Annotated in this window: 23 protein-coding genes and 1 riboswitch; of the genes, 11 read left to right on the forward strand and 12 right to left on the reverse strand. The window is 72.5% G+C overall.

Annotated elements, in window-relative coordinates; all coding sequences use genetic code 11:
* Together AMETH_RS29170 and typA are read right to left on the reverse strand one after the other, a co-directional pair.
* Positions 1 to 1,728 carry an ABC transporter family substrate-binding protein gene (locus AMETH_RS29170; protein WP_026153476.1) on the reverse strand — a complete coding sequence of 576 codons (1,728 nt, stop codon included), beginning with the start codon at positions 1,726 to 1,728 and terminating at the stop codon, positions 1 to 3.
* Positions 1,729 to 1,922: 194 nt separating this feature from the next.
* The gene (gene typA / locus AMETH_RS29175) at positions 1,923 to 3,836 is read right to left on the reverse strand and encodes a translational GTPase TypA (RefSeq protein WP_085929378.1); all 1,914 of its coding nucleotides are present in this window, start codon (positions 3,834 to 3,836) and stop codon (positions 1,923 to 1,925) included.
* Positions 3,837 to 3,973: 137 nt separating this feature from the next.
* Here typA and AMETH_RS38260 point away from each other — a divergent pair, with 137 nt between their 5' ends.
* The gene (locus AMETH_RS38260; RefSeq protein WP_156131735.1) at positions 3,974 to 4,135 is read left to right on the forward strand and encodes a hypothetical protein; all 162 of its coding nucleotides are present in this window, start codon (positions 3,974 to 3,976) and stop codon (positions 4,133 to 4,135) included.
* On the opposite strand, the gene AMETH_RS29180 is transcribed toward AMETH_RS38260, so the two are convergent.
* On the reverse strand, positions 4,132 to 4,431 hold the full coding sequence (locus AMETH_RS29180; RefSeq protein ID WP_017984753.1) for a YciI family protein: 300 nt from the start codon (positions 4,429 to 4,431) through the stop codon (positions 4,132 to 4,134). The genes AMETH_RS38260 and AMETH_RS29180 overlap by 4 nt on opposite strands.
* A 293-nt stretch (positions 4,432 to 4,724) precedes the next feature.
* On the opposite strand from AMETH_RS29180, the gene trpS reads away from it, so the two are divergent.
* Together trpS and AMETH_RS41775 are read left to right on the forward strand one after the other, a co-directional pair.
* Entirely contained in the window at positions 4,725 to 5,690 is a 966-nt protein-coding gene (gene trpS / locus AMETH_RS29185; protein WP_017984754.1) for a tryptophan--tRNA ligase, read from the forward strand.
* Positions 5,691 to 5,838: 148 nt separating this feature from the next.
* On the forward strand, positions 5,839 to 5,925 hold the full coding sequence (locus tag AMETH_RS41775) for a mycothiol transferase (RefSeq protein WP_267283500.1): 87 nt from the start codon (positions 5,839 to 5,841) through the stop codon (positions 5,923 to 5,925).
* Between the two features lies 1 nt (position 5,926).
* Here the strand turns inward: AMETH_RS41775 and AMETH_RS29190 are convergent, their stop codons facing one another.
* From AMETH_RS29190 to AMETH_RS29200, 3 genes are read right to left on the reverse strand one after another with little or no spacing between them, the layout of a single operon-like run.
* A complete protein-coding gene (locus AMETH_RS29190) occupies positions 5,927 to 6,313 on the reverse strand; it encodes a (deoxy)nucleoside triphosphate pyrophosphohydrolase (RefSeq protein WP_017984755.1) in 387 nt (128 codons plus the stop codon).
* On the reverse strand, positions 6,310 to 7,605 hold the full coding sequence (locus AMETH_RS29195; RefSeq protein ID WP_051079558.1) for a sensor histidine kinase: 1,296 nt from the start codon (positions 7,603 to 7,605) through the stop codon (positions 6,310 to 6,312). Before AMETH_RS29195 ends, AMETH_RS29190 begins: the two co-directional genes overlap by 4 nt.
* A gap of 32 nt (positions 7,606 to 7,637) precedes the next feature.
* Positions 7,638 to 8,342, reverse strand: coding sequence for a response regulator transcription factor (locus AMETH_RS29200; protein ID WP_017984757.1), 705 nt, complete (start codon positions 8,340 to 8,342; stop codon positions 7,638 to 7,640).
* A 143-nt stretch (positions 8,343 to 8,485) separates the two neighbouring features.
* On the opposite strand from AMETH_RS29200, the gene AMETH_RS29205 reads away from it, so the two are divergent.
* The 3 genes from AMETH_RS29205 to AMETH_RS29215 are packed head-to-tail and all read left to right on the forward strand — an operon-like array spanning position 8,486 to position 11,408.
* Entirely contained in the window at positions 8,486 to 9,544 is a 1,059-nt protein-coding gene (locus AMETH_RS29205; RefSeq protein WP_017984758.1) for a LolA family protein, read from the forward strand.
* Entirely contained in the window at positions 9,541 to 10,545 is a 1,005-nt protein-coding gene (locus AMETH_RS29210) for an ABC transporter ATP-binding protein (RefSeq protein ID WP_017984759.1), read from the forward strand. Before AMETH_RS29205 ends, AMETH_RS29210 begins: the two co-directional genes overlap by 4 nt.
* Positions 10,542 to 11,408, forward strand: a complete 867-nt coding sequence (locus tag AMETH_RS29215; protein WP_017984760.1) for an ABC transporter permease subunit — start codon at positions 10,542 to 10,544, stop codon at positions 11,406 to 11,408. The genes AMETH_RS29210 and AMETH_RS29215 overlap by 4 nt, the downstream gene beginning before the upstream one ends.
* Here the strand turns inward: AMETH_RS29215 and AMETH_RS29220 are convergent.
* From AMETH_RS29220 to AMETH_RS29230, 3 genes are read right to left on the reverse strand one after another with little or no spacing between them, the layout of a single operon-like run.
* Positions 11,405 to 12,412: an ABC transporter ATP-binding protein gene (locus tag AMETH_RS29220; protein ID WP_017984761.1), complete on the reverse strand. Its 1,008-nt coding sequence runs from the start codon at positions 12,410 to 12,412 to the stop codon at positions 11,405 to 11,407. The genes AMETH_RS29215 and AMETH_RS29220 overlap by 4 nt on opposite strands.
* A 2-nt stretch (positions 12,413 to 12,414) precedes the next feature.
* Entirely contained in the window at positions 12,415 to 14,016 is a 1,602-nt protein-coding gene (locus tag AMETH_RS29225) for an ABC transporter permease (protein WP_017984762.1), read from the reverse strand.
* The gene (locus tag AMETH_RS29230) at positions 14,013 to 15,053 is read right to left on the reverse strand and encodes a thiamine ABC transporter substrate-binding protein (protein ID WP_017984763.1); all 1,041 of its coding nucleotides are present in this window, start codon (positions 15,051 to 15,053) and stop codon (positions 14,013 to 14,015) included. The genes AMETH_RS29225 and AMETH_RS29230 overlap by 4 nt, the downstream gene beginning before the upstream one ends.
* 22 nt (positions 15,054 to 15,075) lie before the next feature.
* A riboswitch (TPP riboswitch) is annotated at positions 15,076 to 15,185 on the reverse strand.
* A 33-nt stretch (positions 15,186 to 15,218) separates the two neighbouring features.
* Here AMETH_RS29230 and AMETH_RS29235 point away from each other — a divergent pair.
* From AMETH_RS29235 to AMETH_RS38855, 3 genes are all read left to right on the forward strand, one after another.
* Positions 15,219 to 15,509, forward strand: coding sequence for a 4a-hydroxytetrahydrobiopterin dehydratase (locus AMETH_RS29235; protein WP_017984764.1), 291 nt, complete (start codon positions 15,219 to 15,221; stop codon positions 15,507 to 15,509).
* A gap of 64 nt (positions 15,510 to 15,573) precedes the next feature.
* Positions 15,574 to 15,792 carry a hypothetical protein gene (locus tag AMETH_RS29240; RefSeq protein ID WP_017984765.1) on the forward strand — a complete coding sequence of 73 codons (219 nt, stop codon included), beginning with the start codon at positions 15,574 to 15,576 and terminating at the stop codon, positions 15,790 to 15,792.
* Between the two features lie 369 nt (positions 15,793 to 16,161).
* Positions 16,162 to 16,839 carry a VldE C-terminal domain-containing protein gene (locus AMETH_RS38855; RefSeq protein WP_026153479.1) on the forward strand — a complete coding sequence of 226 codons (678 nt, stop codon included), beginning with the start codon at positions 16,162 to 16,164 and terminating at the stop codon, positions 16,837 to 16,839.
* 462 nt (positions 16,840 to 17,301) lie between these two features.
* Here AMETH_RS38855 and ychF read toward each other — a convergent pair whose 3' ends face one another.
* A complete protein-coding gene (gene ychF / locus AMETH_RS29250) occupies positions 17,302 to 18,384 on the reverse strand; it encodes a redox-regulated ATPase YchF (protein ID WP_017984768.1) in 1,083 nt (360 codons plus the stop codon).
* A 106-nt stretch (positions 18,385 to 18,490) separates the two neighbouring features.
* Between ychF and AMETH_RS29255 the strand changes: the two genes are divergently transcribed.
* Together AMETH_RS29255 and AMETH_RS29260 are read left to right on the forward strand one after the other, a co-directional pair.
* Positions 18,491 to 19,993 carry an AlkA N-terminal domain-containing protein gene (locus AMETH_RS29255; RefSeq protein ID WP_017984769.1) on the forward strand — a complete coding sequence of 501 codons (1,503 nt, stop codon included), beginning with the start codon at positions 18,491 to 18,493 and terminating at the stop codon, positions 19,991 to 19,993.
* A gap of 21 nt (positions 19,994 to 20,014) precedes the next feature.
* Positions 20,015 to 20,524 (forward strand): methylated-DNA--[protein]-cysteine S-methyltransferase, encoded by a 510-nt coding sequence (locus AMETH_RS29260; RefSeq protein WP_017984770.1) that lies wholly within the window; start codon positions 20,015 to 20,017, stop codon positions 20,522 to 20,524.
* Positions 20,525 to 20,526: 2 nt separating this feature from the next.
* On the opposite strand, the gene AMETH_RS29265 is transcribed toward AMETH_RS29260, so the two are convergent.
* Both AMETH_RS29265 and AMETH_RS29270 read right to left on the reverse strand, forming a co-directional pair.
* Entirely contained in the window at positions 20,527 to 23,490 is a 2,964-nt protein-coding gene (locus AMETH_RS29265; protein ID WP_017984771.1) for an AAA family ATPase, read from the reverse strand.
* Complete coding sequence (locus tag AMETH_RS29270) at positions 23,487 to 24,638, reverse strand: exonuclease SbcCD subunit D (RefSeq protein ID WP_017984772.1); 1,152 nt, start codon at positions 24,636 to 24,638, stop codon at positions 23,487 to 23,489. Before AMETH_RS29270 ends, AMETH_RS29265 begins: the two co-directional genes overlap by 4 nt.
* Positions 24,639 to 24,675 lie beyond the last annotated feature (37 nt).

The following is a 24,675-nucleotide window of genomic DNA, read 5'->3' on the forward strand; positions in this document are numbered from 1 at the left end:
TCAGCGGGGGCTGCGGGTCCAGTTCACGGCTTCGCTGAACGGGCCGAGCAGCGGCGGCCCCGCGGTCATCCCGGAGATGCCCTGTCCCGTGGCGAGCGTGTCGGCCAGCTGGAACAACGGCAGCACCGTGTGCTGCGCCCACAGCTTCGGCTCCAGTTCGGCCAGCGCGTCCGCCAGCGGCTTCTCCCCGGTCAGCGCCTCTTCGATCGTCGTCTGCAGGTTTTCGTCGCAGACGGCGACCGGGTTCGCCGGGACCACCGCCACGTTCGCCGACGGCGAGGACTGTCCGGGACGGCAGCCGAACGTCGACGCCAGGACCGTTGCCGCGTCGCCGCCTACCGGGAGCGGCACCACGGCGATGTCGACGCCCACCGCGCCGGAGTTGCCCGTCGGGGCGGTCGAGCCCTGGCTCACCGGCAACGCCAGCAGGTTGGCGAACAGGTCGCGCGGCTGGGCGTTCAGCGTGTTCACCTGGATGCCGGCCGCGATGAGCTGGTTGCTCAGCTCCTTCGCCATGCTCGCGTACGGCTCCTGCTGCCCCGGCGACGCGACGACCAGCGTGAGCGCCCTGCCGTCCTTGCGCCAGATCCCGGCCTCCTTGACGTAGCCCGCCGCGGTCAGCAGCGACTCCGCCTTCGCCGGGTCCGGCACGCCGTAACCGGCGGGGATCGTCGGCGCGTAGCCGGCCTGCGAGGGCCACCGCACCTGCGCGTCGGCCCGCAGCCCGGCCGACGGGCCGCCGCCGGTGCCCTCGTCGATCAGCTTGTTCCGGTCGATGATCGCCGACACGGCCTCGCGCACCTGGTCGTCCACGAGCGGGCCGTTCGCCGGGCGCAGCAGCACCTCGGCCACCCGCGGGCTGGCCACCGTGCTCAGCTGGACGCTCGGCCCGAGCACCTGGAACTGGTTCAAGCCGGCGCTGTCGGTGCGGGACATGACGAACTGGTCGTTGCCACTGCGCAGCGCGCCGGCCAGGCCGGTGGCGTCGGACCGGCGCAGCACGATCTGGTCGACCGCGGCCGGCTTGTCCCAGTAGCGCTCGTTGCGCTCCAGGATGATCTCACCACGCGCGTTGTCCCGCGTCTTGATCGAGAACGGCCCGCCGTAGGCCGGGAAGCTGTCCTGCAGCGCGCCCTGCCAGCCGCCCGGCGCGTCCTTGAGCAGGTGCTGGGGCAGCAGGTTCGAAAACAGCGTCCGCCAGCCCGGGTACGGCTCGGAGAACGTCACCTGGACGCCCTTGCCGCCCTCGCTGGGCTGGATGTTGCTGATCAGCCGGTACCCGGCCGGCTGTACGACACCGGGCTGGTCGCGCATGGCCTCGGCGAGGTAGACGAAGTCCTCCACCGCGATCGGCGCGCCGTCGGACCACGAGGCGTCCTGCCGGATCAGGTAGGTGACCGTGAACGGGTCGGTCGAGGTGACCTCGGCCGAGCGCATCAGCGTGGTGTCGAGCTGGTTCTCGCCGTTGGCGTCGGGCCGGAACACCGACGGCAGCAGCATCTGCGCCAGCGCCGTGGTGATCGTGGACTGGTCGGCCAGGTTGTGCGGGTTGTAACCGCCCGCGATGTCGTCGACGCCGATCACGATCTGCGACGCCGTCGGCGCCGCGGGGCTCGACGACTGGGCCACCGGCGACGTCACGACCGGCGGCGGCGGGGTGCTGGTGCAGGCGGCCAACGCGGTCAGCAGCACCGTGACCAGTGCCGCCGCTTTACCGCTTCCCCGCACGCTGCCTCCCCTGATGAGCCCATGATGGTGTCACAAGGCCGTAGCCGCGGTACCGAGATTGCCAGACCGGCCGGGACTCGCTGTCACCGGATCAGGTACCGCCGAAAGGTGGACGTTGCTGAGCGTGTCGTGGTTCCCCCGGAAAACGGAACGGGGGACGCCCACCGCGATGGACGCCCCCCGGCTCGGCGAACTCAGCCGCGCGACTTGGCGCGCGAACGCTCCTTGGCCCGCTGCGTGATCTCCAGCGTCACCTTCCGCACGCGCACCGCGTTCGGCGCGACCTCGACGCACTCGTCGGCGGCGCAGAACTCCAGGGCCTCCTCCAGGCCCAGCTTGCGCGGGCGCGCCAGGCGCTCCAGCTCGTCACCGGTGGAGGAGCGCATGTTGGTGAGCTTCTTCTCCTTGGTGATGTTGATGTCGAGGTCCTCGGCGCGCGGGTTCTCGCCGACGACCATGCCCTCGTACACCTCGGCGCCCGGCTCGACGAAGAACGTGCCGCGGTCGGCGAGCTGGATCATCGCGTAGGAGGTGACCGGTCCGGACCGGTCGGCGACCAGCGAACCGCTGTGCCGGGTGCGGATCTCGCCCGCCCACGGGTGGTAGCCCTCGAACACGTGGTTCGCGATGCCGGTGCCGCGGGTCTCGGTCAGGAAGTCGGTGCGGAACCCGATCAGGCCACGCGCGGGCAGCACGAACTCCAGCTTGATGCGGCCGGTGCCGTGCCCGCTCATGTCCTCCATGCGGCCCTTGCGGGCGGCGAGCAGCTGGGTGACCGCGCCGAGGTGCTCCTCGGGGATGTCCAGCGTGAGCCGCTCGAACGGCTCGTGCAGCTTGCCGTCGATGGTCTTGGTGACCACCTGCGGCTTGCCGACGGTCAGCTCGAAGCCCTCGCGGCGCATCTGCTCGACCAGGATCGCCAGCGCCAGCTCGCCACGGCCCTGGACCTCCCAGGTGTCCGGGCGCTCGGTGGGCAGGACGCGGATCGACACGTTGCCGATCAGCTCCTGGTCCAGCCGGGCCTTGACCAGGCGCGCGGTGACCTTGTCGCCGCCGTTGCGGCCGGCCAGCGGCGAGGTGTTCACGCCGATCGTCATCGAGATGGCCGGCTCGTCGACGGTGATCCGGGGCAGCGCCACCGGGTTCTCGACGTCGGCCAGCGTGTCCCCGATCGTGATGTCCGGGATGCCCGCGATGGCGACCAGGTCACCGGCCGAGGCCTCCTGCGCGGGCACCCGCTCCAGCGCCTCGGTGACCAGCAGCTCCGAGATCCGGACGTTCTGCACCGAGCCGTCCTCGCGCAGCCACGCGACGGTCTGGCCCTTGCGGAGCTTGCCCGCGTGGATGCGGATGAGCGCGATGCGGCCGAGGAAGTTCGACGCGTCGAGGTTGGTGACCAGGGCCTGCAGCGGGCTGTCCGGGTCGGCCTTCGGCGGCGGCACGTGGCGCAGCAGGACGTCGAACAGCGGGTCGAGGTTCTCGCTGTCCGGCAGCGCGCCGTCGGCGGGCTGCTCCAGGCTCGCCTTGCCCGCCCGCGCGGAGGCGTAGATCACCGGCAGGTCGAGGACCGCGTCCAGGTCGGCGTCCTCGATGTCGCCCGCCAGGTCGAGCAGCAGGTCGTGGGTCTCCTCGACGACCTCGGCGATGCGGGCGTCCGGGCGGTCGACCTTGTTGACCACCAGCACGACCGGCAGCCCGGCCTGCAGGGTCTTGCGCAGCACGAACCGTGTCTGCGGCAGCGGCCCCTCGCTGGCGTCGACCAGCAGCAGGACGCCGTCGACCATGGACAGGCCGCGCTCGACCTCGCCGCCGAAGTCGGCGTGGCCGGGGGTGTCGATCACGTTGATGGTGACCGGGCCGTCGGCGGTCTGGCGGCGGATCGCGGTGTTCTTGGCGAGGATCGTGATGCCCTTCTCACGTTCCAGCTCGCCCGAGTCCATCACGCGGTCGACGAGCTCGGCACGTTCGCCGAAGGCGCCGGACTGCCGCAGCATGGCGTCGACCAGGGTGGTCTTCCCGTGGTCGACGTGCGCGACGATGGCGACGTTGCGGAGGTCGGTGCGGACCTTCTCGGCGGTTGCTGTGGGCACGCGAGGGCTCCTGAACATTTCGAAGGGATGAATCGCGGGCCCGCTTTGGCATACGCGATCCCGTTCAGGATACCCGGTACCACATTGTGACCAGTGCCACGGTGGATGATCACTTAGGCTCACCTAACCTGAGGGCACCCCCGAGTCGTGGAGTGGTGGTTTTGGGCAAGAAGGACGCGGACCCGCGCAAGGTCGTCCGCAAGCTCATGAAGGCGGGCAAGGTCAAGAAGAAGTGCTGCCGCTCGAAGCCCCGCTGCAAGAAGTGCCCGGTCCTCGCACTCCAGCGGGCGAAGACGGACGTCAAGAAGGCGGCCTAGACGGCGAGCGCCTCGTTCACCAACCGGAGTTCCGGCGCGGTGCGGGTGGCGCCGAATTCGACGATTTCGTGCCGCGCGAGCCGGTGCAGGCGGAACGGGTCGGAGGCCAGAATCGCCTCGAGTTTCACCCGCGGCATCGGCCGCGTGATGATGACGCAACCGGAATGCGGCGTGCGCCGCCCGGCCGTCAGGAACTCGCCCGACCGGAAGTGCCGGTCCAGCCATTTCGCGTGGTCGGCCAGGTGGTAGTCGACTTCCTCCACCGGGGCCGTGTAGTCGATCAGCACGATGTACATGCCGTCACGGTAGACCCGGCGAGGACCCCCGGGAAACAATTCTCAGCCATTTGCCAGTAATCTGTGCAACAGCGGTTCTACATTCCAAAGAATTGCTTTCCGAAAGGCAATGTGGATATTACCTTCGGGCGCTGCTACGCTGTCCGCGTGCGTACGAACGTGAACTTCTGGTGGCCGCCGGCAGGCGGTCCCTCCGACGTGCGCTGAAACCCACGACAAGGCCGCCCGCGCAGGCGGCCTTCGTCGTTCCCGGGGCCGTGGCGGGGGTGGCCACCGACCCGAGGAAGCAACCGATGCGAATTTCCGGGATCACCCCGTCCGGCCACACCCACCTCGGCAACCACCTGGGCGCGATCCAGCGCTGGGCGACCGACGGCGGGCCGGACGACCTGTACTTCGTGTCCGACCTGCACGCCATGACGACCACGCACAACCCGGGCAAGCTGCGCGGCCGGACCAGCGAGATGCTCGCCATCCTGGTGGCGGCCGGAATCCCGGCCGAGCGTGTGTTCGTGCAGTCGGACCTGTCCCGCGAACTGGGCGCGCTGACCTGGATCCTGGAGTGCACGTGCAGCTATGGCGAGGCCGCGCGGATGATCCAGTTCAAGGAGAAGGGCAGCGGCCAGCCCGGGGTGCGGCTGAGCCTGCTCACCTACCCGGTGCTGATGGCCGCCGACATCCTGCTGCAGGGCGCGGCGGAAGTGCCGGTCGGTGAGGACCAGAACCAGCACGTGGAGCTGGCGCGGGCGCTGGCCAGGCGGTTCAACGGCACCTACGGCGAGGTGTTCACGGTGCCGCGGCCGGTGCTGCCGCCGACGGGCGCGCGGGTGCGGGACCTGAGCGACCCGGCGCGGAAGATGTCGAAGTCCGCGCGGGACGCGGCCGGGGTGGTGTTCGTGCTGGACGAGCCGGACCTGATCCGCCGCAAGGTGCGGCGCGCGGTCACCGACGGGTTCACCGGCGTCGAGTACGCGCCGGAAGAGCGTCCCGGGGTCGCGAACCTGCTGGAGATCCTGGCCGGCTGCCGGGGCGAGCGGCCTGCGGACGTGGCGGCGGAGTTCTCGTCCTACGGGGCGCTGAAGGAGGCCGTGGCGGAGGCGGTGGTTGAGACGCTGCGCCCGATCCGGGAGCGGACGCTGGAGCTGCTGGCGGACCCGGCGGAGCTGGCGCGGATCCGCAAGGAGGGCGCGAGCCGGGCCGCCGAACGCGGCGAGCACCGCCTGACCTCGGCGATGCGGCTCATCGGCGCGGGCATGTGACCCGGTCTTGCTGATCCGGCAAATTTTCGTGCCCGTCGAGGACCGGCCCCGGGGAGACGGACGTGCTGGCAGGCTTCCTCGCCTACCTGCGCGCGGCGGTGGTCGCGGAGGCGCAGGCGTCCCGGAACCGCAGTCCCGCACCCCCGGGGTGCCGTCCGGGACGAACCTGATCGGCCTCGTCAAGCACCTCACCCACGTCGAACGCCACTGGCTGCTCGGGCCCACGGGACGCTGACTCAGGCCAGCAACCGCCGTAGGTCCGGGAGCAGTTCCAGGTCCGCGGGCAGCCACTCGACGCCGTCCAGGCCGTCCGCGTCGAGCCAGCGCAACGCCTTGTGGTCCAGCGCCTCCGGCCGGGCGCGCTCGTCGGTCAGCGAGGCGGCGAACACCCGCAGCACCAGCCCGGCCCGCAGCGGCACGTCCGGGCCGACGCGCGAGCCGACCACGACGTCCACCCCCAGCTCCTCGCGGCACTCCCGCCGCAAGGCGTCCACTTCGGACTCGCCGGGTTCGACGCGGCCGCCGGGCAGTTCCCACAGCCCGGCCACCTCGCGCGGGTACGCGCGCTGCTGGGCGAGCAGGGACCGGCCCCGCACGATGGCCGCTCCCACGATCACCTTCACGAGGTGGAGACGTTACCGGCCGATCGCCAGACGATCTGGAAGCGGGCACCGCCCTCGGGCGACTCGCCGACGGACACCCGCCCGCCGCGCCGCCGCACCGCTTCGGCGACCATCGCCAGCCCCAGCCCGGTGCCGCCGGAAGTGCGGGCCCGGTCGGCGCCCACCCGGTAGAACCGGTCGAACACGCGGTCGCGGTGCTCGGGCGGGATGCCCGGCCCGTCGTCGTCCACGACCAGCCGCACCGTGGAATGCCCGGGCAGCACCGACACCACAATCTGCGACGACGCGTACCGGCAGGCGTTGCGCAGCAGGTTGTTCAGCACCAGCTCCACCTCGGAGTGCGCGGCGTGCGCCCACGCCTGCCCGACCACCCCGGTCACGCGCACGGCGGGCGACCCGGGCGGCAGCCGGTCCGCGGCCGCGCGCGCCTCGGTGAGCAGTTCGACCGCTTCGGCGGGCGACAGCTCCCCGGCGTCCGACCGGGCCAGCGTCAGCAGCCCGTCCAGCAGCGCGGACAACCGCTCGGCCTCGGCGAGGACGTCGGCCAGCGTCTCCCGCGCCAGCTCGGGATCGGGGTTCGCGACGGCGACCTCGGCCTGCACGCGGATCGACGCGACCGGCGAGCGCAGCTCGTGCGCGGCGTCGCCGGTGAACCGCCGCAGCCGCTGCGCCGCCTCCTCCTGGCGCGCGAGCAACGCGTTGAAGTCCGCCGCCAGTGCTCGCAGCTCGTCGTCGGCCTCGGGCAGCGGCACCCGCTGCCCCGGCGGCAGCGCGCGGACCGTGCGGCGCAGGCGGCTCACCCGCCGCAACGCGAACCGCACCACGAGCCAGGTCGCGATCGCGGCGAGCACCGCGCCGATCCCGGCCGCCCACAGCAACCAGGTCGCCGCCTTCTGCACGGCCGCGCGCTGGCCCACCAGCCCGGTCCCGGCCGCGACCAGCCGCAGCTGGCCGTCCGGCGCGGTCACCACCGAGCCCAGCCACCGCATCCGGTCCACGGTCACCGACTGCCCCGCCTTGAGCGCACGCACGTCACCCGGCCCGAGCGGGGCGGCCGGGCCCCCGTCGACCGGCGCGCCCGCGGTGTCGAGCACGCGCAGGATGACGCCGTCCGACGGCGCCGGCAGTTGCCCCGCGGACACGGCCGCGGCGGCGGGAACGAGCGCCTCGGACAGCTCGGTGTCGACGGAGGAGTCCCGCAGCGGACCGAGGCCACGCCCCGCCACGATGGCGAGGCCGAGCAGGAACGCCAGCGTGACCGCGGCGGCCGGCGCCGTGATCCGGAACTGCATGGACCGGCGTTCCCACCACCGGCGGAGGAACGTCACCCGGGCAGGACCTCGTCCAGCGCGGCGTCGGAGGCCAGGTAGCCGTGGCCGCGGACGGTCCGCACCAGCGCACCCGCCCCGACCGCGTCGAGCTTGCGGCGCACGTACCCGACGTAGACCTCGACGACGTTGCGGGTCGCGGCCTGCTCATCACCCCAGACGGCACGCAGCAGCTCGTCCTTGGTGACGACCGTCCCGGCCCGCCCGACCAGCACCTCCAGCAGGCTGAACTCGCGCGGGCTCAGCGCGACCGGGTCGTCGTGCCAGTGCACCTCGCGGGTGGCGCGGTCGACGACCAGACCCCCGATGCGCAGCGGCCCGCGCGTCCCCTCGCTGGAGGCGCGCCGCAGCACCGCGCGGATCTGCGCGACCAGCACGACGAACGAGAACGGCTTGACCAGGTAGCCGTCGGCGCCCAGGTCGAGCCCGTCAGCCTGGTCGACCTCGCCGTCCTTGGCCGACACCATCAGCACCGGCGTCGTGATGCCCTGCGCGCGCAGCGCCTGCAGCACCCGGTACCCGGACAGGCCGGGGAGCATGATGTCCAGCAACAGCACGTCGAACGACCCGGTCTGCGCGAGGCGCAGGCCGCTCGGGCCGTCGGTAGCGGTGACGACGTCCATGCCCTCCGCGCGCAGCCCGCGGTGCAGCGCCTTGCGCACACCGGGCTCGTCATCCACCACGAGGATCCGAGGGTTCACGGTTGTCTAGCATGCCCGGTTTTTCCAGCTCGGGCGCGCGCTCTCAGCGGTCTCTCAGCATCTCAGGCCCATCTCAGGGCCGACCGGGGAGTCTCAGCGGCGGGGAAGAGCACACTGGTGCTCGGTTGACACAGGGAGAACAGATGCAGCCGAAGACGAAGGCCATCACCGCCGCGGTCACCGGGTCCGCGCTCGGCGCCGCCGGGCTCGCCTGGCTCGCGATGCCCGCGGCCGCGGGCGAGGCGCCCGAGCTGCCGGCGATCAGCGCCGAGGAGCTGGTGCAGTCGGTGGCCACCACCAAGACGCCGGCGCTGGCGGGCACGGTCGAGGTGGACAACAACCTGGGCCTGCCGGTCTCGACCCTGCCGGGGGGCATGAGCCTGGACATCGACGCGGCCCGCGTCTACAACGACGGCGCGGGCAACAGCAAGCTCGCGATCGAGCAGGGCGCGAGCGAGCACACCATCGTCCGCAACGGGGCGACCGTGTGGACGTACAACTCGGCGTCGAACGAGGCCACGAAGGTCACCGTGCCGCCGGAGGCGCTGCGGAAGCCGGAGGAGTACCAGCTCAGCGACCCGGCGACGGCGACGACGCAGGTGCTCGCGAAGGTCCGCGCGAGCAGCACGGTGACGGTCGAGGGCACGGCCCGCGTCGCCGGCCGCGCGGCATACGAGCTGGTGCTGACGCCGAAGCCGACCGAGCGCACGCTGCTGCGCGAGGTGCGCGTCGCGGTCGACGCCGAGAAGCGGGTGCCGCTGCGCCTGGCCGTGACGACCTACGGCACGTCGGACCCGGCGTTCCAGGTGGCGTTCAGCGACATCGCGTTCGCGCCGCAGCCGGCGAGCGAGTTCCAGTTCACCCCGCCGCAAGGCGCGAAGGTGACCGAGGAGCAGGCGCCGGCCGAGCACCCGGACCAGCGGGCCGTCGAGGACGCGGTGCAGGTCAGCGGGGACGGCTGGGACAGCGTCCTGACCGGCTCGTTCCCGGCCGAGGCGCTGGCGCCGCAGCAGGGCGAGCGCGGGCAGAACGTCGACCCGAAGGCCCTGCTGGCGCAGTTCGGCAAGCCGGTCAGCGGCGCGTTCGGCACCGGCTACGTGATCACCACGAAGGTCGGCACCGCGCTGGTCACCGACGACGGCCGCTTCGCCGTCGGCGCGGTGCCGGAGCAGGTGCTGATCGAGGCTCTGGGAGCGAAATGACGGAGACACTGCCGGTGGGCGCTTCGGTCGAAGCGCCCACCGCGGGTCCGGCACTCGCCGCGCGGACCAGGGGGTTGCGCAAGGTGTACCGGACCGCGGTCGCGGTGGACCAGGTCGATCTGGACGTGCCGGAGGGCGCGGTGCTGGGCATGCTCGGGCCGAACGGCTCGGGCAAGACCACCACGATCCGGATGCTGCTCGGCCTGGTCCGCCCGACCGAGGGCGAGGTGGAGCTGCTCGGGCACCGGATGCCCGACGGCGCGCCACGGGCGCTGCCCGAGGTGGGCGCGCTGGTCGAGGGGCCAGGCTTCCACCCGTTCCTGTCCGGGCGGGAGAACCTGCGCCGCGTCGCGGCCGCCGAGCCGCGGCTGTCGTCGGCGGCGATCCCCCGCGCGGTCGACGACGCGCTGGAGCGGGTCGGGCTCGGGCACGCGGCGCACCGGCGCTACCGGGGGTACTCGCTGGGCATGAAGCAGCGGCTGGGGCTCGCCTCGGCGCTGCTCGTGCCGCGGCGGATGGTCGTGCTGGACGAGCCGACGAACGGGCTGGACCCGGCGGGCACGCGGGAGATCCGCAACATCATCGGCGAACTGCACGCCGAGGGTGTCACCGTGCTGGTGTCGTCGCACCTGCTCGCCGAGGTCGAGGCGACCTGCACGCACGTCGCCGTCCTGCACGACGGCACGGTGGTCGCGCAGGGCGAGCTGGACGAGCTGCTGGAGTCCGGCACGCCGTCGCTGGTGGTGTCCACTCCGGACGGTGACGGGGCGCTCACCGCGCTGCGCGACAACCGCATCCCCGGCCGGCTCACACCGGAGGGCGTGCGAGCCGACCTGACCGCGGCGACCGCGCCGCAGGTGATCGAGACGCTGGTGCGGGCCGGGGTGCCCGTGCACGAGGCGAAGCGGGCCCGCACCGGGCTGGAGGACCTGTTCGCGCGGCTGACGCAACGGGATTCCGAAACCGGTGGCCTGCCGGATGTGGACGAGGGGACGTCATGACGGCAACACTGGACGCGGCGCCGGTGGAACGGTGGAGTGTGCCGTTCCACCGGCTCTACCGCGCCGAGCTGCGGTGGATCTTCCGCCGCCCGCGCACGCTGATCGTGCTGGGCCTGCTCGCGCTGATCCCGGTGATCGTCGGGATCGGGCTGACGATCGCGGGGGACAGCGGCGCCGGACCGGGCGGCGGTGACGGCGACAACGCGCTGCTGGCGTCGGCGGCCGGGAACGCGCTGGTCCTGCCGCTGGCCACGCTCGGGCTGACGCTGAACCTTTTGCTGCCACTGGTCACCGCGATGTCGGCAGGCGACGCGCTCGCCGGCGAATCGGCCGTGGGCACGCTGCGCGGGCTGCTGCTCGCGCCCGTTAGCCGGGGCAGGCTGCTGCTGATGAAGGCGCTCGGGGTGGCGACGTTCACGCTCGCCGCGGCGCTGCTGATGGCCGTGGTCGCGACGGTGACCGGGCTGGTGATCAACGGGACCGGCTCGCTGTTCACGCTGTCCGGCAACACGCTGTCCTTTGTGGACGCGCTTGGCCGGGTCGCGCTGGCGGCGGCGTGGGTGACGCTGCAGCTGTGGGCGGTCGGGGCGATCGCGCTGGCGATCTCGGCGTGCACCGAGCACCCGATGGTCGTGGTGGTGTCGATGCTGGCCGGCGTCGTGGTGTCGACGGTCCTGCTCCTGCTGTCGGCGGTGGACTGGCTGCACCCGTTCCTGCTGCCGCAGTCCTGGACCGCGATCGCCGACATCCTGCGCGACCCGATCCCGGCCGACCAGCTCGGCGAGGGCGCGATCCGCGCCGCATGCTACGTCGTGATCGGGCTGTCCCTCGCCTACGCGCGGCTGTCCACGAAGGACGGTTAACCGATCAGGGCCACGCCGTCGGGGTCCGGAGCGATGCTGATCTCGTCACCGGGGTTGACGTCGGCGGACACCGCCGCGACCGCGTCCACCGTGCCCGCGCTCGTGCGCACGGACAGGCGGACGTTGTCGCGGCGGTGCACCTTGGTCAGCACCTCGCCGGTGATCCCGACGCTCGCGAGCCGCAGCCCGGCGGGACGCAGGCCGAGCCGCACCGGCCCGTCCGCGGCCTCCGGGATGGCGACCTCGCCGAACGGGCAGCGCACGATCCCGTCCGCCGCCTCGCCGTCGACGATCGTGGTGACGCCGAGGAATCGCGCCACGTTCTCGTCCGCGGGCCGCCGCCACACCTCGCGCACGGCACCGGCCTGGCGGATCTTCCCGGCCTGCAGCACGGCGACGCGGTCGGCGAGCGTGAACGCCTCCTCCTGGTCGTGCGTGACGAGCAGCGCGGTGATCTTCGCGCTGCGCAGCATTTCGGCCAGGTCGACGGCCAGCTGCTCACGCAGCCCGGCATCCAAACCGGACAGCGGCTCGTCGAGCAACAGCAGGCGGGGCTCCGGCGCGAGCGCGCGGGCCAGCGCGACCCGTTGCGCCTCGCCACCGGACAGCTCGGTCACCCGCCGCTTCTGGTAGCCGGTCAGGCCCACGAGGTCGAGCAGCCGGCTCACGCGTTCCGCGCGCTCGGCCGGCGCCATCCCGTGCATCCGCGGCCCGAACGCGATGTTCCCGGCCACGTCCCGGTGCGGGAACAGCTGGCCGTCCTGGAACACCAGCCCGAACCCGCGCTTGTGCACCGGCACGCGCGCCAGGTCGGCGCCGTCCCAGCGCACACTGCCCGCGGTGATCGGCTCCAGACCGGTGATCGCGCGCAGGAGCGTCGACTTCCCGGAGCCGGACGGGCCGAGCAGCACCAGCACCTCGCCGTCGGCGATCTCCAGGTCCACGCCGGAGACGGCGGTGAACGAGCCGTACCGCACGGTCAGGCCGGACACGGTCAACGCCATGGCTAGAACTCCCCCACCCGGCCGGACGCGAGCCGGTCGATCACGATCACCGCGGCGGCGGTGACCAGCATGAGCAGCGCGCACGCCGCGTACGCCATCTGGTTGTTGAGCTGTCCCGGCCGCGCGATCAGCGCCGCGATCGCGACCGGCAGCGTCGGCGTCTGCGGGCGCGCCAGGAAGCTCGTCGCGCCGAACTCGCCGAGCGCGACGACGTAGCCGAAACCGGCCGCGGCGACGACGGCGCGGGAGGCCAGCGGCACGTCGATCTCGCGCCACACCCGCGCCGGGCTCGCGCCGAGGGTGGCCGCGGCCTGGCGCAGGCGGTCGTCGATCGACCGCACCACGGGCAGCACCGTGCGGATCACCAGCGGGATCACCACCAGCGCCTGCGCGAGCGGCACCAGCAGCGGCGACCGGCGCAGGTCGCCGGGCAGCGCGTCGAGCGTGATGAGGTAGCCGAACCCGACGGTCACCGCGGACACGCCGAGCGGCAGCATCAGCGCGGCGTCCATCGACTCGCCGACCCCGCGCGCCAGCCGTCCCGGCGACCGGCGCAGCGCGACCAGCAGGACCGACGCCGACACGCCGATGACCATCGCCAGCACCGTCGCGTCGGTCGCGGTGCGCAGCGAGTTCAGCGCCGCGTCCCAGCCGGAGACCTGGAGCGTGCCGTCGTTCCCGGTGCCGGACAGCGCCCGGTAGCCGGCCAGGCTCCAGCCGTCCACGGTGGACACCGAGCGCAGCAGCAACGCGACGATCGGGGTCAGCAGCAGGCCGAGCACGACCACCGCGGCGCCGACCACGGCCCACTCCCCGCCGACCGGGCGGCGCGCGGTCTCCCGCCGCGACCGCAGCCGCAGCGCGCTCTCCCGGCGGCGGCGGGCGGCCGCGCCGAGCAGCAGCGCACCCAGGACGGCGGCGATCTGCACCAGCGACAGCGCCGCCGCGCCGGTCAGGTCGAGCAGGTTCTCGGTGCGCAGGTAGATCTCGGTCTCCAGCGTCCGGTACCGCGCGCCGCCGAGGATCAGCACCACGCCGAAACTGGTGGCGCAGAACAGGAACACGACGGCGGCCGCGGACGTGATCGCCGGCATCAGCGCGGGCAGCGTCACCGAGCGGAACGCGCGCCAGCGGGAGGCGCCCAGCGCGCGGGCGGCGTCCTCGGCCCGCGAGTCCAGCAACGCCCACAGCCCGGCGACCGTGCGGCCGACGACGGCGACGTTGAAGAACGCGTTGGCCAGCACGATGGACAGCCAGCCGCCGTCCGGCCACAGCGCCCGGAACGCCAGGCCCACCACCACGGTGGGCAGCACGAACGGGACGAGCACCAGCGTCCGCACGACCGCCACCCCGGGCAGCCGCACTCGCGCCAGCAGGAACGCGACCGGCAACCCGGCGACCACCGCGATCAGGGTCGAACCGGCGGCCTGCGCGACCGTGAACCACGCCAGACGCCACGTCTCGCCCTCGGCCAGCGCGGCGAGCACCTCGCCGTCGGCGAAGCCCAGCCGCAGGATCGCGACGACCGGCCAGGCGAAGAAGACGACCAGGAACCCGAGCGGCAGCACGGCCAGTGCCGCCAGCCCGAGCCCGGCACGGCTCACTGGCCGAGCAAGGAGCGCCACTGCTCGATCCACCGCTCACGCCCGGCCTGCACCGTCTCGGCGGGCAGGCTCGCCGGGTTCGGCGGCAGCGGGGCGGCCGTCGTCCACGCCGCGGGCAACGCCACGCCCTCCCGCGCCGGGTAGACGTACATGTTCTCCGCCACCGTCGCCTGGAACTGCTGGGACAGCAGGAAGTCGATCACCTTCTGGGCGTTGGCGGCGTTCGGCGACCCGGCCAGCACGCCGGCGTACTCGACCTGGCGGAAACAGGTGTCCAGCAGCGCCTTCGTGCGCGGCTTGCCGTCGTCGCCGATCTCCGCCGCGGGCGAGGACGCGTAGGACACCACGATCGGCCGCGGCCCCTTGCCGGAGGAGCCGGAGAAGTCCTGGCCGTAGGCCTCCTCCCAGCCGGCGACGGCGCGCATGCCGTTGTCCTTCAGCCGGGTCCAGTAGGCCTGCCAGTTCTGCTCGCCGTAGCGGGCGATGGTGCCGAGCAGGAACGCCAGGCCGGGCGAGCTGGTGGCCGGGTTCTCCACGACCAGCAGGTCCTTGTACTCCGGCTTGACCAGGTCGTCGTAGGTCACGGGCTCTGGGATGCCGCGCTCGGCGAACCAGGTGGTGTCGATGTTGACGCAGACGTCGCCCACGTCGACGGCCGACAGGCGGTGTTCGGAGTCCACGGCGTAGCGCTGCGGGCCGCGGTCGGCCTCGGGGCTGGTGTAGGGCGCGAAGACGCCTTCGGTGAGCGCGCGCGAGGCGAAGGTCGAGTCGACACCGAAGGCCGCGTCGCCGATCGGGTTGGCCTTCGTGAGGACCAGCGTGTTGGTGAGCGCGCCCGCGTCACCCTTCTTCACGACGTTGATCGTGATGCCGGTCTGCTGCTGGAAGGCGTCGAGCACCTGCTGCGGAGCGGCGAACGAGTCGTGGGTGACGAGCGTGACCGTGGCCGGGCCGTTGTCCGCGTCGTTGCCGGCCAGCGTGCAGCCCGCGGTCAGGGCGGCGACAAGGCCGACCAGGACGCCCGTGCGGAATCTCATGACCACTCCTCGCTCGTTCCGGCGAGAAAGGTCGGGGCCCTCCCTGCGCCGGCATGATCCGGATCAGGTGCGAACGGTCGCGGGCGAACCCGCCTCTCAGCCCGGTGGACCCGGACTCCCGTGGCAACCGTGCAGCGTACTCGCCGCTGTACCACCATGGAGCACATGGCGGAACTACTCAGCGAAACCGAGATCTCCGAGGCCCTCAACAAGCTGCCGTACTGGCAGCGCGCGGGCGACGCGCTGGAGCGCACGGCCGAACTCGCCGACTTTCCGCAGGCCATCGCGGTGGTCAACCGCGTCGCCGAGATCGCCGAGGGCGTGAACCACCACCCGGACATGGACATCCGGTGGCGCACCGTGACGTTCCGGTGCAGCACCCATTCGGCGGGCGGGATCACCGCGAAGGACGTGTCGCTCGCCGAACAGATCGACAGCACGATCGACGCGCTGTGATCTAGGCCAGACCGGCAACTTCGCGGCCGGTCCCGTGCGTTGCCCCTGGTGGAGGGAACGCACCATGAGGAAGGTTGTCACGCGACTGGCCGCCGTTGGAGCCGCCGTCGCCTTGTTGCTGGGAGTGCTCGCCGGGACCGCTTCGGCGGTCACGTCCGTCCCCGTCGAACCGCCGAGCGAGACGCGCGCGGTGGTGGTCGGGACGTTGGCGTTCGGGTTGATGATCGCCGCGGCGGGTGCCGTGTTCTGGTACACGGCGCGACATCGGGGACCGCAGGAGTGATTTCGGCCACGTCGGCCGCCGGGTTGTAACGACGGGGGCGTCACGGGCGCTGTCACGCGCGGAAGTCCCTGCTCACCCCGAGGTTCGCCGCCATGAACAGCACGCCCGCCCTGCCGCCCGGCCAGCGCGCCTGGGTCACCGGCCTGGCCACCGCCATCACCCTGCTCGCCGTTCTCGTGCTCGCCGCGCTGGGCTGAGTCCCAGCAGGTCAGCGGCCCGCCGGTGCCCCGGCGGGCCGTTTTCATGCGCAGTTGATCTGTGTCCATGACCACTCGTTGGTGACTTTTCCGTGTCCTATTCGTAATGTCACGGGCGGCCATCCCCCGAACGGCCGAAAAGTCCCCTCCCCGAAAATGGTGATCTTCCGAAATGGTGGGTCGACATAGATCCAAAGCGAAATCGCTGAAAGTCCCCCTGGCGATCGGCCTGGCCGCGGCGTTCGTGCTGGGCTTCGCGGTCTGGCTGACCGGTAACTTCAGCAGGCCGGACACGGCCAGCATGGCGGCGCAGATGAAGCCGCTGCCGACGACCTCGGCCCCGGCGAGCACGTCGAGCAGCACGACCACCCCGCCGCCGCCTCCCCCGCCGTCGACGACCACGCCGTCTGTGGCGCCCCCGCCGTCGACCACTTCGAAGTCGACGCCGAAGTCCACGACGACGACCCCGAAGACGACGACCAAGGCGGCGAACGCCTGCTCGTCGGTGCTCGAGGGCACGCTGCCCCACGTGGCGAAGGTGGGCAACCACATCGCCGCGAAGTTCGGCGTGGACGAGATCGGCGGCCGAGCGGGCCGCTCCGGCACGAGCGACCACCCCAGCGGCCTGGCGCTCGACTTCATGGTGGACACGTCCAAGGGCAACGCCATCGCGGACTACGTGCTGGCCAACCAGTCCGAGTTCAACGTCAAGTACGTGATCTGGAGGCAGCGCTACAACGACGGCAGCGGCTGGTCGACAATGGAAGACCGCGGCGACGCCACGGCCAACCACTACGACCACGTGCACGTGTCGTTCGAGTCGAGCGGCACGGTGAACGTGACCTGCTGACCGCGGTGTTGTTCCGGAAACGCCCAGGCATCCCCCGGCCTGGGCGTTTTCCGCACCGCTGGGTGCTTCACGAGCCGCTCGAGATCTCTCGCACCCCACGTCGGGGCGCCATCCCCTCGCGGTGCGCCTCACGAGGCCTCGGACTGCCCGACAGTCCCGTTCAAACGCCCTCCGCCAGACGGCCACCCTGGCGTTAGCCGCGTCCGGACTTCCCCCGGCCTGACCTTCGAGAAGCGGTCATGGTCCGTCGGCAACCGCATTACGTTCGACGACCCGGTCTGGCGCGTGGTGCGACTGGACGGATCCTCGTCAGCGGGCTCGTGGTCGCGATCGCGCTGACGCCCCCGGACATCTCCCCCGAGCCGCCCAGGCCACGACCACCGACTTCCAGTACATCTCCCCGTGAGCGACGATCCCCGCGCGGCTCGACGCGCGATCCCGCGCGCGGTACACCGGCCCGGATCAGACGTTGAAGCGGAACTCCACCACGTCGCCGTCGGCCATGACGTAGTCCTTGCCTTCCATCCGGACCTTGCCCGCGGAGCGCGCGGCGGCCATCGAGCCGGCTTCCACGAGGTCCTCGTAGGACACGACCTCCGCCTTGATGAAGCCCCGTTCGAAGTCCGTGTGGATGACGCCCGCCGCCTGGGGCGCGGTGGCGCCCTGCGGGATCGTCCAGGCGCGGGACTCCTTCGGGCCCGCCGTGAGGTAGGTCTGCAGGCCCAGCGTGTGGAACCCGGCGCGGGCCAGCGCGTGCAGGCCGGGCTCGGCCTGGCCGACCGACTCCAGCAGCTCGCGCACCGACTCCTCGTCGTCGAGTTCGAGCAGCTCGGCCTCGACCTTCGCGTCCAGGAACACGGCGTCGGCGGGGGCGACCAGCTTCATCAGCTCCTCGCGCTTCGCCTGGTCGGTCAGCACGCCCTCGTCGGCGTTGAAGACGTACAGGAACGGCTTCAGGGTGAGCAGGCTCAGCTCACGCAGCAGCGAGGTGTCGACCTCCTTCTGCGCGGAGAACAACGTCCGCCCGCTGTCCAGGATGTCCTTCGCCTTCTGCGCGGCCTCCAGCGCGGGCCGGTTCTCCTTCTTCGTCCGGGCTTCCTTCTCCAGCCGCGGCAGCGCCTTCTCCAGCGTCTGCAGGTCGGCGAGGATCAGCTCGGTGTTGATCGTCTCGATGTCCGACGACGGATCCACCCGGCCGTCAACGTGCACCACGTCCGGGTCGTCGAACACGCGGATGACCTGGCAGATCGCGTTGGCCTCACGGATGTTCGCGAGGAACTTGTTGCCGAGCCCGGCACCCTCGGACGCGCCCTTCACGATGCCCGCGATGTCCACAAAGGACACCGTGGCCGGCACGGTGCGGGCGGAGCCGAACATCTCGGCGAGCTTGTCCAGACGCTCGTCGGGCAGCGGCACGACGCCGACGTTCGGCTCGATCGTGGCGAACGGGTAGTTCGCGGCGAGCACGTCGTTGCGGGTCAGCGCGTTGAACAGGGTCGACTTGCCGACGTTGGGCAGGCCGACGATACCGAGGGTCAGGCTCACGGCCCGAAGTCTACGGGGCGGGCCCACCACCCGGCCCGGCCGCCCGTTCACGGCCATGTCGGAATTCCGCCAGTCAGGCGCCTGACCTGCTGGCAGGATCGAACCCATGACAGCCATCGCCGCACCCGCCGAGCAGGCACTCTGGCGCGACAACGAGCGGTGCTACCGCGCCGTCGCCTCGCGCGACTCCCGCTTCGACGGCCAGTTCGTCACGGCCGTGCGCACGACCGGCATCTACTGCCGGCCGTCCTGCCCAGCGCTCACCCCGCGGCAGGAGAACGTGCGGTTCTACCCGACCGTCGCCGCGGCCCAGGCCGCCGGCTTCCGTGCCTGCCGGCGCTGCCTGCCCGACGCCGTGCCCGGCTCACCCGAGTGGAACGTGCGCGCCGACCTGGCCGCACGGGCCATGCGGCTGATCGCCGACGGGGTCGTCGAGCGCGACGGCGTGCCCGGCCTGGCCCGCCGCCTCGGCTACTCCGAGCGGCAGCTCGGCCGGGTCCTCACCGCCGAACTCGGCGCGGGACCGCTGGCACTGGCCCGCGCGCACCGGGCGCACTCGGCGCGGCTGCTCATCGAGCTGTCCGAGCTGCCGCTGTCCGACGTGGCGTTCGCGGCCGGCTTCGCCAGCGTCCGGCAGTTCAACGACACCATCCGCGAGGTCTTCGCCCGCACTCCGTCGCAGCTGCGGACGGCCGCCGCCGCGGCACGCCGCCAGGCAGGCGCCGCCGAGCCCGAAGCCGGCACGGCCGGGACCCGGCTGTCCCTGCGACTGCCGTTCCGCCCGCCGTTCGACGCCGCAGGGCTCCTCGGCTTCTTCGCCGCCCGGGCCGTGCCCGCAGTGGAGTCCGTCGACGGGCACAGCTACGCCCGCACCCTCCGGCTCCCGCACGGCGCCGCGACGGTGACGCTGACGCCGCAGGACGGGCACGTGCGCTGCGACCTGCGGCTCGCCGACGTCCGCGACCTCGGCGCGGCCGTCACCCGGGCCCGGCGCCTGCTGGACCTGGACGCCGACCCCGAGGCCGTCGCGCGCGTGCTCGCCACCGATCCGGCACTGGCCCCGGCGGTCGCCGCGACCCCGGGCATCCGCGTCCCCGGCGCCGCCGACGGTTTCGAGCTGGTGCTGCGCGCCACGCTCGGCCAGCAGGTCTCGGTCGCCGCCGCGCGCACCGCCGCCGGCCGCCTCACCGCGGCGCTCGGCGAGCCGGTCCCGTGGCAGCACGACCTCCTGCTGTTCCCCACCGCCGAAGCGGTGGCCGAGCGGGGCCACGAGGTGCTGCGCGGCCCGAAGCGCCGGATCGACGCCATCCTCGGCGCCGCCGCCGCGCTCGCCTCCGGTGACGTCGACGTGCACGTCGGACGCGATCCCGCCGAGCTGCGAGCCGAACTCCTCGGCCTCACCGGCATCGGTCCGTGGACCGCCGACTACGTGCTGATGCGCGTCCTCGGCGCTCCCGACGTGCTGCTCACCGGTGATCTCATCCTCCGCAAAGGCGCGGCCGGCCTCGGCATCGCCGACGACATCCCCGCACTCAACGAACGCGCACAGGCGTGGCGCCCCTGGCGGTCCTACGCCGGCATGTACCTGTGGCGCTCGAGCCAAGCCTGAACCCCGTCAAGGAGAACCGACATGAGCATCGCCCACTGGTCCACGACCGACACCCGGATCGGACCGTTCACCGCCATCGTCGCGAGCGACGGCGCCGTCCTGGCCTCCGGCTGGACCGCCGACCTCGGCGAACTGACTCCCCAGATCTCCCCCTCACTGCGCCCGTCCGACCTCCGCGAGAAGCGCGACCTCGGTGCGGTCAGCACCGCGGTCCGCCGCTACCACGACGGTGAACTCGACGCGATCGACGACATCCCCGTCCGCCAGCGGTCCGGCGAGTTCCTACAGCACGCGTGGGACGTGCTGCGCACGGTGCCCGCAGGCAAGCCGGTCACCTACACCGAGTACGCCGCGCTCGCCGGCCGTCCCGCCGCCGTCCGGGCAGCGGCCTCGGCCTGCGCCCGCAACGCCGCGGCGCTGTTCGTGCCCTGCCACCGGGTGCTCCGCATCGGTGGCGCGCTCGGCGGCTTCCGCTGGGGCGTCGACGTCAAGCGCTGGCTGCTCGACCACGAAACCCCGTACCGCTCCTGAAATCACGCCATCTGCAGCTCCAAACTCGACCCGGTGCGGGACTTGCGCACCCGCAACCGGGTCGGGATCCGCTGCCGCAGCTCCTCCACGTGGGACACCAGGCCGACCACCCGGCCACCGGCCCGCAGCTCGTCGAGGATGTTCATCACCACGTCGAGGGTCTCGGAGTCGAGCGTCCCGAAGCCCTCGTCGACGAACAGCGTGTCCAGCAGCGAGCCGCCGGTCTCCGCCGCGACCACGTCGGCCAGCCCGAGGGCCAGCGACAGTGACGCGAGGAACGACTCCCCGCCGGACAGCGTCTTCGCCGGACGGACCGTGCCGGAGAAGTCGTCCAGCACGTCCAGTCCCAGTCCGCCTCTCGTGCCGTGCGATCCGGCCGCATCGGAGTGCACGAACGAGTAGCGGCCCTGGCTCATCGTCTGCAACCGCGCCGTCGCGGCGATGGCCACCTCTTCCAGCCGGGCCGCCAACACGTACGACCGCAGCGACATCTTCCGCGCGTTCTGCCCGCGCCCGTTGACCACGTCGGTCAGCGCGTCGAGCTCGGCGAACTCCTCTTCCAGCGGCCGCAGCCGCTCGGTGGCGGCCGCCAGCCGCTCGGCCAGCGTGCCCAGCGCATCGGCTTGGGCCGTCGCTGACCGCAGGACAGCGACCGCAGCCTCGGCCCGTTCCCGCGCCGCCTGTGCTTTCGCCCTGGCCGACTCGACGTCCACCTCGTCGTCCGGCCCGACCCCGAACAGCTCGGGCTCGTTCAGCGTGGCCCGCGCCGCCGCCTCCGCCGCACGGGCATCGGCCAGCCGCTTCTCCAGATCACGGACCGTCGCCTCGTCACGCGCGGCGGCCCGCATCTCGTCCACGGTCTCGAAACCGGCCCGCCACAGCGCTTCCCGGACCTCCGCACGCTGACGCTCGAGCTGTTCGGCGGCGCTCGCGGCCGCGGACCGCACCTCGGCCAGGGCGTCCAGCGCTCGCACGATCCCCGTCAGGTGCGCGCGGCGGGCGGCGACGTCGGGGTGGCCACCGCGCGCCTCCTCCAGGCGCCGGGCGCGTTCGGCGACACGCTCGGTCAGCGCCCGGTGCTGGGTCTCGGCGGCCGTGGCCGCCTGCAGTTCGGCCGCGCGCTTCTCTTCCAGCTCCCGTTGCTCGGTCTCGGCTGCCTGCACCTGCTTCGCGAGCGGCGCCCGCTGTTGCGCCAGCGCGTCGAGCCCGGCGATCTCCCTGCGCAGCAAGGAAAGTTCCTCGGTCAGCTGCGCGCCGGTCCGGCCCCGCAGACGTTCACGCAGGGCCGCGAGCTTCGTTTCGGCGTCGTGCTTGGCCGCCTCCGCCGCCTTGCGGCGCCGCTCCGCCCGGCTCTCCGCCTCTTCCGCCGCCTGCTCCTGCTCCGGTGAAACGGCCTCCGGCGCGGCCATGGCCGGAGCCGGGTGATCGGAGGAACCACACACCGGGCACGGCGAGCCGGACGTCAACCGGGACGCCAGCTCGGCCGCCATCCCGTCGAGCCGCCACCTTCGCAGCTCGAGGAACCGTTCGCGCGCCTCCTGGTGCTGGTCGATGGCCACCCGCGCCGCCGCTCCGGCGTCCGCCACGGCGCGCTCGGCCGCGGGCAGGCGCTCCGCGTCCCGGACCGCGGCGACCAGTTCGCTCTCGCGCTTGCGGACCTCACCGAGCTTCGCCTCGGCGTCGATCGCGACGTCGAGGCGCTCCCGCAGGTCTCGCGCACGCTCCGGGATGCCCGCCAGCTTCTCCCCGAGCACCTGGACGCGGGCCCTCGCCTCGCTCGCTGCCTCGGCGTGACGCTCGATGTCCCGTTGATCGCGAACCTGCTGCTCGGCCTCGGCCACCAGCCCGGCGAGCGCACCGGCCTCCTCACGCAGCTTTCCGGACAGCTTGCGCAAGTCCGCGGTGTCCGCCTGCACGTCCGCGAAGCCCGTCGCCGCGAGCGCTGCTGCCTTGCGGTCCTCGGCCTCGCGGGCTTCGTCCAGCTGCGCCGCGCACCGGTCCGCCTGTGCCGCGACACCCACCACTGCCGCCGCTCGCCTCGCCGCCTCGAGCTCGGCGGCCCAGCGCTTCCGTTCCTCTTCCTGCTCGGCCAGTGCCGCGAGCCGCCGGTGCGCCTCCCGCACCCGGCGGACGCGTTCCGCCGCCGACAGCCGCTCGGCCAGCAGCTCATCAGCCGATTCACGCGCCGCCCTGGCACGTTTCTCGTCGTCGCGGGCCTGCTCCACGCTGGACCGGATCCGCTCGCCGGTGCGCGCGACCCAGCCCGCCACGTCCTCTTCGGGCACGTCCTCCCCGGCCACCTGGGCGAACCGCGCCGTCCACTCGCGCAGTTCCTGGCGCTGCTGGTCGAGTTCGCGCCGCCGGTCCGCCCTCCGCTCCCGGAACCAGCCCTCGACCTCGGCGAACCGCTTGGTGCCGAAGAGCCGCTCCAGCAGCTTCTCGCGCTCGTCGGTGTCCGCGCGCAGGAACCGGGCGAACTCGCCCTGCGGCAGCAGCACGACCTGGAAGAACTGCTCCGCGCTCATCCCGAGCAGACGCTGGACCGTGCGGCCGACCTCGTCGATCCGCGTCAGACCCTCAGCCGGCTGGCCGGCGGGCGGCGGGCCGACCCACTGGAGCACCGCCTTCGCCTGTTGCGTCGTCGTTCCCTCGCCGCGCCGTTTCGGGCGCTGGTACTCGGGGCTGCGCTGCAACCGCAGCCGCTGCCCCTGCACGGTCAGTTCGAGCACGACCTCGGTCGGCTCATCCGGTTCCGCCAGGTCGCAGCGCAGGCGCTTGACCTGACCGCGCGCGCCGGGAACCGTGCCGAACAACGCGAACGCCACCGCGTCCAGCAACGTCGTCTTGCCCGCGCCGGTGTCGCCGTGCAGCAGGAAGAGCCCGTCGGCGCCGAGCGCGTCGAAGTCGACGACCTCCCGGGACCGGTACGGTCCGAAGGCCGCCACCTCCAGCCGGTGCAGTCTCATGCCGCGTCCTCCCTGTCCGCCTTCTCCAGGGCCGTCCGCAGCAGTGCGGCCTCACGCTCGTTCGGCGGCGCGCCACGACAGTCGTCGAGGAAGCCGTGCGCGATCTCCTCGTCCGAGCGGCCCCGCACCGCCGCGGCGTACCGCAACGCCGCGGACGTCTTCCCGCTCTCCGGCTGCCACTCCAGGTGCACGGCGTGGGGGAACCGCTCCCGCAGCAACCGCATCGCGTCCACCGGACGGACGGCGTCGGTCAGCGTGACCGACAGGTAGCACTCGGCCAGCTCGTCGTGCGCCGGGTCGGCGAGCAGGTCCGCGAGCCTGCCGGTGATCTTCGCGAGCCGGCGCGGAACCGGCAGCTCGTGCCGCCGCACGCCGGTCAGGCCGGACGCGTCGAGGTCCACGATCCACACCGATTTCCGTTGCTGCGCCTCGGAGAACGAGTAGGCGACCGGACTGCCCGAGTACCGCAGGTGCTCGGCGAGCGTCTGCGGGCCGTGCAAGTGCCCCAACGCGACGTAGTCCGCGCCGTCGAAGACCGAGCCGGGAACCTGTTCCACACCGCCGATCGCGATGGACCGCTCCGATTCGGTCGGCGCGCCGCCGGTCACGAACGCGTGCGCGAGCACGACCGAGCGAGTTCCCCGAGCGCGCTCCGCGAGATCGGCGCGGATGCGGCGCATCGCCTCGGTGAGCACGCCCGTGTGCCCGCGCGCGCCCGTCACGCCGAGCGTGTGCCGCGCCGGTTCCGGCTCCAGGTAAGGGATGCCGTAGATCGCGACCGGTCCGTGCTCGTCGTCGAACAGGACCGGATCGGCGATCCGGTCGATCGTCGTCCGCAGGTGCAGACCGCCCGCGGCGGCGAACTCGCCGAACGCGCCCAGCCTCGGCGCCGAGTCATGGTTGCCGGAGGTCAGGACGATGTGCGCGCCGGCGTGCCGGAGGCGGCTCAGGGCGCGGTTGGCGACCTGCACCGCCTCGGCGGACGGCACGGCGCGGTCGTAGATGTCGCCCGACACGAGGACGACGTCCACCCCCTCGGCGGCGACCACGTCCGCGAGGTGCGCGAGCACGGCGTCCTGCTCGGCGAGCAGGTCCAGGCCGTGGAAGGTGCGTCCGACGTGCCAGTCGGAGGTGTGCAGGAGTCTCACGTGGCCCAAGTTAGGAGGGGGGTCCGACAGAATCCCG

It is taken from the genome of Amycolatopsis methanolica 239 (assembly GCF_000739085.1).
In the GTDB taxonomy this organism is placed as follows: domain Bacteria; phylum Actinomycetota; class Actinomycetes; order Mycobacteriales; family Pseudonocardiaceae; genus Amycolatopsis_E; species Amycolatopsis_E methanolica.

What these genes read in the sequence shown, in the direction of transcription:
- typA (WP_085929378.1), bottom strand. Translation starts at nt 3,836, where the DNA reads ATGTTCAGGAGCCCTCGCGTGCCCACAGCAACCGCCGAGAAGGTCCGC.
- AMETH_RS29180 (WP_017984753.1), bottom strand. Translation starts at nt 4,431, where the DNA reads ATGTACATCGTGCTGATCGACTACACGGCCCCGGTGGAGGAAGTCGAC.
- trpS (WP_017984754.1), top strand. Translation starts at nt 4,725, where the DNA reads ATGCGAATTTCCGGGATCACCCCGTCCGGCCACACCCACCTCGGCAAC.
- AMETH_RS29195 (WP_051079558.1), bottom strand. Translation starts at nt 7,605, where the DNA reads ATGCAGTTCCGGATCACGGCGCCGGCCGCCGCGGTCACGCTGGCGTTC.
- AMETH_RS29205 (WP_017984758.1), top strand. Translation starts at nt 8,486, where the DNA reads ATGCAGCCGAAGACGAAGGCCATCACCGCCGCGGTCACCGGGTCCGCG.
- AMETH_RS29210 (WP_017984759.1), top strand. Translation starts at nt 9,541, where the DNA reads ATGACGGAGACACTGCCGGTGGGCGCTTCGGTCGAAGCGCCCACCGCG.
- AMETH_RS29215 (WP_017984760.1), top strand. Translation starts at nt 10,542, where the DNA reads ATGACGGCAACACTGGACGCGGCGCCGGTGGAACGGTGGAGTGTGCCG.
- AMETH_RS29220 (WP_017984761.1), bottom strand. Translation starts at nt 12,412, where the DNA reads ATGGCGTTGACCGTGTCCGGCCTGACCGTGCGGTACGGCTCGTTCACC.
- AMETH_RS29230 (WP_017984763.1), bottom strand. Translation starts at nt 15,053, where the DNA reads ATGAGATTCCGCACGGGCGTCCTGGTCGGCCTTGTCGCCGCCCTGACC.
- AMETH_RS29235 (WP_017984764.1), top strand. Translation starts at nt 15,219, where the DNA reads ATGGCGGAACTACTCAGCGAAACCGAGATCTCCGAGGCCCTCAACAAG.
- AMETH_RS29240 (WP_017984765.1), top strand. Translation starts at nt 15,574, where the DNA reads ATGAGGAAGGTTGTCACGCGACTGGCCGCCGTTGGAGCCGCCGTCGCC.
- AMETH_RS38855 (WP_026153479.1), top strand. Translation starts at nt 16,162, where the DNA reads ATGGTGGGTCGACATAGATCCAAAGCGAAATCGCTGAAAGTCCCCCTG.
- AMETH_RS29255 (WP_017984769.1), top strand. Translation starts at nt 18,491, where the DNA reads ATGACAGCCATCGCCGCACCCGCCGAGCAGGCACTCTGGCGCGACAAC.
- AMETH_RS29260 (WP_017984770.1), top strand. Translation starts at nt 20,015, where the DNA reads ATGAGCATCGCCCACTGGTCCACGACCGACACCCGGATCGGACCGTTC.
- AMETH_RS29265 (WP_017984771.1), bottom strand. Translation starts at nt 23,490, where the DNA reads ATGAGACTGCACCGGCTGGAGGTGGCGGCCTTCGGACCGTACCGGTCC.